A 6,121-nucleotide genomic window follows, 5' to 3' on the forward strand; every position below is an offset into this window, starting at 1 on the left:
CTCGGCCGTCACCGCCGGTTGCCCCAAGGAGAGCCATGTCCCTCACGTCTCGGTTCACGCGTTCCGACGCTCCGCGTCGCGTCACTCGCAGCCGCGCGATCCAGCGCTGCGGCGCCGGTCTCATGGGTGTGGCGATCGCGGCGGCCACCCTCACCGCCACCTCGGCGCCGGCGACGGCCGAGCCCCTCATCCCCGCCAACCTGCTCGGCGCGCTGTCGATCCCGTTCGATGCCGAGCTGGCCGGGGCGGTACGTCTGCTCAAGGCCGCGGGTGTCGACCAGATCGCCGTGCAGGCCGCCCAGACGATCATGGGGAGCGCCGGACAACTCTCGGTCGAGGACATCGCCGGGCGTGCGGGAGCTCTCCCGCTCCCCGCGGCCGCCGAAGGCGCACCCGCGTCGGCCGCCACTCCGGTCGCGGCCCCGACCGACCCCATCGCCCTGCTGCGCACGCTCGGCATCCAGACGCTCACCCCGTCGGTGTCGCCGTTCTGCACCGCACCCACCGCCGACAACCCGCTCGGACTCGTCACCGCCGGGGCAGGGGCCGTGGCGGGTCCGTGGCCGATGAAGACCGACCCCCTGACCCAGCTCAAGCCGCTGCTCGACATGATCCCCGGCGTGAAGCTGCCCGAGAAGCTCAACCTCGTCGAGAAGGGCGAGACCGCATACGCTTTCGTGCCCGCCTCGCCGACGGCCGGTAGCGGCGGCAAGATGCAGGTCGCGTGGTTCAACACCAGCACGCTCCAGGGCGGCTTCGCCGATCTCGACCCGATCACCGACCGCACCGCGCTGACGGCGCTGCCCCTGCTGTCCGGGGTCCGGCTGGCACCGGTGAAGACCGGCAGCGGCACCATCCTGTCGGCAGTCTTCGGCAACGCCAGCAACGGTACCCAGAACTGCTGGTTCCTACCTGCCGTCGGCATCGTCAATGCCTGACACACAACGCCTTTCGCATCCTGTCACGCCTCACAGAACGAACTGACGACACATGAACCCCCACGGCAACACTTCGAAACCACGGAGTGCCCACCTCGCACGCGCCCTCGCGGCCGCAGCCGCCCTCACGATCGTCGTGGCCCCGGCCGCCTTCGGCATGACGGCGACGGCCGCGGCCGAACCTCCGGGAACATCGACGCCAGGCGTGGCCGAGCCGTCGGCAGAACCGTCGTCGACGGACAACAGCGCGCCCGCCGACGACAATGCGGGCACCGTCGACACGCGAGGTCCGGGACAGACGCCGGGCGCCGTCTACGCCAATCGCGAACTCCCCCGGGCACGTACGGTAGCGGGCGCCGGGTCCGGAAACGACTTCACGTACTGGAGCACCGGCGCCGACGGCAAGGCCCATCTGTCCTCGGGCGTGTTGATGGTGCCGGGCGGGCGGGCGCCGGCCGGCGGTTGGCCGATCGTCGCCTGGGCCCACGGTTCGCGCGGCATCGCCGACCGGTGCGCACCGTCGTCGCGGCCCACCGCCGAGGACACCGACGAGCTCAAGCGATGGCTCGGTCGTGGATATGCCGTCGTCAGTACCGATTACGCGGGCGTCGGGACCCCCGGCACGCCGCAGTACTACGATCTCGAGGCCACTGCCCGCAACATCGTCGACGCGGTGCGCGCCTCTCGGGACATCGCCGACAACCTGTCGCGCTCGTGGGCAGTGGTCGGCGAGGGCCAGGGAGCCGCGGCCGCGATCACGCTGGCCCGACTGGCCCCGACCATCCAGGGCGGCAAGCTCGACTTCAAGGGTGCCGCGGCGAGTTCGATTCCCGCCCAGTTCGGTTCGCTCGTGGCCAATCTCGGGCCGTCGTCCGCGGCGATGCCGTCCGGGCTGGCCGCCGACGCGCTGTACACGCTGAGCGCCATCCGCAACGCGCACTCCGACCTCGATCTCGACGCCTACCTCACCGACACCGGCAAGAAATGGCTGACCAAGGCCGCCGCGTCGTGTGTCACCGAGTTCGCGCGTGAGGTGGACGGTCTCGCCATCGGTTCGCTGTTCACCAAACCGCTGTCGGGGAACACCGAACTCACCGCCCTGCTGACCAAGGCGACCGAGCTGCCCACTCGCGGCTTCGAGCGTCCGGTCCTGATGACGCAGACCCTGCAGGACACCTCCGTCGTCGTACCGCTCACCCTCAAGTACCTCAACGACGCCCGGGTCGGCGACAGCAAGGTGTCGGCGCGTACCTATCTGACGCTTGACGGCGCCCAGTCGAAGCGGTTCTCCGACACCGACATCCGCGCCTTCGTCGCCCGCGTCCTGCGGTGAACCGAACGTTCCGGATCGCCTATGCGGCCACTGCCGCGGCAGCTACGATCGCCGGTTCGGTCGGTGATCGACGCAGCGCCGCGATCACCAAACCGCTGCCGATCGCGCTTCTCGCGGCGCGGGTGGCCGCCGGAGCACGACGCCGCCCGGTCGCCGACACCGTCGCCCTGGCGTCCGTCGTCGGGTTCTCCGCGCTCGGCGACCGGTTCATGTTGCAGGAGGAGTTCGAACACGACGACCCGGCGGCGAAGGATCGTTGTCTCCGCAGGGGTGCAACGTCTTTCGCGGGCGCACAGTTGAGCTACGCGGTCGCGATGTGGCGTGCCGGCGCACGACCGTCGGTTCGGTCCGTCACGCCGCGGGTGGGCGTTCTCGCCGAGTCGGCGACGGTGCTGAGCCGACACCGCCCTGCCCTGCTGCCGGTTCTGGGGACGTACGGCAACACGCTCGCGACGATGTCGGCGCTGGCGGCGGACGTGCCGGCGCCGCAGCCGCGCTTGCGGGCCGGCGGGTGGTTCTTCCTGCTCTCCGACCTCGCGATCATCAATCGACGACACCTGGTCACCGACACTCGACTCCGGGTGGCCGGCGAGGCCTGGGTGCTCGCGAGCTATTTCACCGCGCAGTACCTGCTGATCGGCGGACTCGCCGAACGGTGAGTCAGGCGACCGCGCGGCCCGAGCAGGTCGAGTACTTCGGATTGGTCATCGGAAAGAAGGCAAGCGCACCGATCTTCTGACGGATCGTGAAGGCGACGGGACCGCTGCCCGGATGGATGTCGACCTGCCATTTGACCGTGTACCCGCGGCCGGGAACCGTGGTGACGCCGGTACGTCCGGTCCGCAGGTTCCGCCACGACACCGACACCTCGTAGGTGTATTCGAGGGCCACGGCTCGGGCACGGTCGGTGCCGATGAGCGCGATGACGGGTCCGGGTAGTCCGTCCGCGGGGTGCCGGATCTGGTTGAACACGTCCACACGGACCTTGACCGTGCCTGCCGGCCAAGGGTTGACGCTGTCGCACCGCAGGGTGGTGACGTAGTTCGCCCCGTCGTCTGCCGGCGCGGCCACGGCGACGCCGGCACCGAACAGCGATACCGCCAGCGCCATCACGACGCCGGCCACCGTCGCGACCGTTCCCACTCCGACGCGCCCCCGCCGGCGTCTGCCGTTCTCGAAGCCGACCGTGTTCTCCCCGCTCATCATGGGGGCAGTCTAGAGCCGCACGCGGGTGCCGTCTGCCAGAATCGACCCCATGCCGAAGATCCAGATCGCGCAGGAACCCGCGGCCGACGAACTCCTCTCGACCGATTCGTTCGCCCTCCTCACGGGAATGCTCCTCGACCAGCAGTTCCCGATGGAACGGGCCTTCGCCGGGCCGGCCAAGATCCGCGACCGATTCGGCACGATGGATCCGGTCGAGATCGCCGACGCCGACCCCGAGGCGTTCGCCGACCTGTGTGCCACTCCCCCGGCCATCCACCGTTACGGACGGTCGATGGCCGGCCGGGTCCAAGCGCTCGCGAAAGTCGTCGCCGAGGAGTACGGCGGCGACGCCGCGCGCATCTGGACCGAGGCCGCCGACGGCGCGGACTTGATGAAGCGGTTGCGCGCCCTTCCCGGGTTCGGCGACCAGAAGGCCAAGATCTTCGTCGCGCTCGTCGCCAAGCAACTCGACGTCAAGCCGTCGGGCTGGACCAAGGTCGCCGGCGACTACAGCAAGAAGGGGTTCCGGTCGGTGGCCGACGTGACCGGCCCGGAGTCGCTGCAGAAGGTCCGCGACTTCAAGAAGGCGGCGAAGGCCGCCAAGGCGGCAGAGGCGCCGGCGACCGGTGCGCGGTAGCGACACCGCCCTTCGGAATCACCGAACCCTCGCCCCGAACGCCGGTCCGTTGGCCTAGGGTCGGAAAGCATGGAGTCCCTTCCGGATCGGCCGCCACCCGACCGTCGCCGCGTCGACCGTAGACCGGTGGCCACGGCGGACGCAGGCCGTGCGCTCGTCGAGATGCCGTTCCGACTCGGTTTCGCGGTCACCGGGGTGGTGCTCAGCGCAGCCGAGTCCGCAGTCGCCATCGCCCGCATCACGGCCGGGAGCGTGCAGAACGAGATCGCACTGGCAGTGGGCGTCGACGCCGACGAGCTCGGATCACTCCGGACGCCGCTCGCTCTCCTCAACCAGCTGTCCGAACTACTCGGCCCCGAGCGGCCGTTCGGCAGGATCCTGGCCAACGGCGGTCCGCTGGAACGACTTCTCGATCCCGGGGGTGTCGTCGACCGGCTCACCGCCCCGAACGGTCCGCTCGACAAGCTCACCGCCGAGGGCGGACTCCTCGACCAGGTCGCCGAGGAACGAGGCATCCTGGTGCGCCTCACCGCGAAGGGTGGACCGCTGGACCGGCTGACCCGGCCGGGTGGCGTGGTCGACCAGTTCACCGAGAACGAGGGCATCCTCGAGCGCCTCACCTCCGAGGGCGGCATCGTCGACAAGTTGACCGCGCCCGACGGCGTGCTGGAGAAGGTGACCGCCGCGGGAGGCATCCTGGACCGGCTCGCCGAGGACGACGGCCTGCTCGATCAGCTCCTGGGCGAGAACGGCGCGGTCGAGCGCGCGATCGCACCGGGCGGGCCGCTGGACCGGATCTCCGAGCTCACCGAGGTCATCGGGCAGCTCGGACCCAACCTGCTCGCCATGCAGGAAACGGTCCACGAGCTCGCCGAGACCGTCGACCTGCTCAACCAGACGGTCGCACCGCTCGGCGGTCTCGCCGAGCGACTTCCCAAACGCCTCACCCGTCCGCCGAAGGGGTCGGGCGGCAATGGACACGGAGACGCTCCGGCGGACACGAACGGGTACCCGCGGGGTTAGCCGCCACAGGCCACGCCGAGCGCCGGGTCAGAATGGCGGGGGCTCGTCGTCGTGGGTTGTCGCTTGATGGTGGGCTGCCTCGGTTCGGGCGCGGCGGTTCGTTTCGCGTTGTGCCTTGTTGCGGGCACGTTCTTCTCGCCGCTTCGCGTGTTTGGCGGCGGTGCGTTCGGTGATCGTGCGCGGTTGTCGGCCTTGCTGTTGTCGGCCTTGCCGTTCGGGCACGATGATCCGCGGTGTCGGTGGAGCTTTCGCGGCTTGTTCGAACCGGATGCGACGCAGGTTGGGGAAGAGGTCTTCGAGGGTTTCGGCCTCGCCGGGGATCACAAACCCCTCGGGCGTGACGTATTCGGTGACCAGACGGCCCTCGTCGTCGCGGTACTGCACATCGGTCCAGTCACCGTGGGTCTTGTGGAGATGACCGGGACGGCATTTGGCGTTGAGGTTCTCACTCGAGGTCGCACCCCCGCGGGCGGGTCGGGCGTGGTCGTACTCGGCGACGTGATCGACATCGGCGGTGAATGCCGAACGCGTGCAACCCGGCTCGGTGCAGTAGCCGTCGCGCACCCGCACGAACTCCGCACACGCACTCGTCGGCCGATACGGGTCACCAGGCAGGGCAGCTGGGTAGACCACCACCATCCCCGACGACGGCGGCTCCGTCGACGCGTCACTCGCGCCGCCGGTGTCATCTGTAGCCTGCTGTGGTGCGGCGATGTTCGCCGTCCGCGTGGGCTCGTCGTCGTATCCGCCCTCGCCGGTCACGACTGGACCGCCGGCGACAACCTGCGACGGTGGTGTGCGGACCGGGGTGACCGGCCTGATCGTCGCGTCGGGCCGGGCGGCGAGGTCGCGCACATGCTCGTCGGAGATGACTCCGTGCCCGTCGACCCAGCCGGGTCCGGACCCCCCGGCCAGGGTGTCGGCGTCGGTCACCACGTGAATCACGATCTCGGTACTCGCCGCCGAACCTCCAGGATCGACAGG

The 6,121-nt window shown here is 69.9% G+C and carries 7 protein-coding genes; 5 read left to right on the forward strand and 2 right to left on the reverse strand.

Features of this window, described 5'->3' with window-relative positions; all coding sequences use genetic code 11:
• Positions 1-35: 35 nt before the first annotated feature.
• The 3 genes from B1818_RS13030 to B1818_RS13040 are packed head-to-tail and all read left to right on the forward strand — an operon-like array spanning position 36 to position 2,930.
• The gene (locus tag B1818_RS13030) at positions 36-938 is read left to right on the forward strand and encodes a hypothetical protein (protein WP_058252517.1); all 903 of its coding nucleotides are present in this window, start codon (positions 36-38) and stop codon (positions 936-938) included.
• A 52-nt stretch (positions 939-990) separates the two neighbouring features.
• The gene (locus B1818_RS13035) at positions 991-2,271 is read left to right on the forward strand and encodes a S9 family peptidase (RefSeq protein ID WP_058252516.1); all 1,281 of its coding nucleotides are present in this window, start codon (positions 991-993) and stop codon (positions 2,269-2,271) included.
• Positions 2,268-2,930 (forward strand): lysoplasmalogenase family protein, encoded by a 663-nt coding sequence (locus tag B1818_RS13040; RefSeq protein ID WP_058252515.1) that lies wholly within the window; start codon positions 2,268-2,270, stop codon positions 2,928-2,930. The genes B1818_RS13035 and B1818_RS13040 overlap by 4 nt, the downstream gene beginning before the upstream one ends.
• A gap of 1 nt (position 2,931) precedes the next feature.
• Here the strand turns inward: B1818_RS13040 and B1818_RS13045 are convergent, their stop codons facing one another.
• Positions 2,932-3,477, reverse strand: coding sequence for a hypothetical protein (locus tag B1818_RS13045; protein WP_058252514.1), 546 nt, complete (start codon positions 3,475-3,477; stop codon positions 2,932-2,934).
• A gap of 49 nt (positions 3,478-3,526) precedes the next feature.
• Here B1818_RS13045 and B1818_RS13050 point away from each other — a divergent pair, with 49 nt between their 5' ends.
• On the forward strand, positions 3,527-4,114 hold the full coding sequence (locus B1818_RS13050; protein ID WP_058252513.1) for an HhH-GPD-type base excision DNA repair protein: 588 nt from the start codon (positions 3,527-3,529) through the stop codon (positions 4,112-4,114).
• A gap of 162 nt (positions 4,115-4,276) precedes the next feature.
• Positions 4,277-5,137 (forward strand): hypothetical protein, encoded by an 861-nt coding sequence (locus B1818_RS13055; protein ID WP_226514265.1) that lies wholly within the window; start codon positions 4,277-4,279, stop codon positions 5,135-5,137.
• Positions 5,138-5,164: 27 nt separating this feature from the next.
• On the opposite strand, the gene B1818_RS13060 is transcribed toward B1818_RS13055, so the two are convergent.
• Positions 5,165-6,121, reverse strand: a 957-nt coding sequence (locus tag B1818_RS13060; protein ID WP_254859662.1) for an HNH endonuclease signature motif containing protein, incomplete at its 5' end; no start/stop codon positions are given.

It is taken from the genome of Gordonia sp. IITR100, assembly GCF_002009645.1.
In the GTDB taxonomy this organism is placed as follows: domain Bacteria; phylum Actinomycetota; class Actinomycetes; order Mycobacteriales; family Mycobacteriaceae; genus Gordonia; species Gordonia hongkongensis.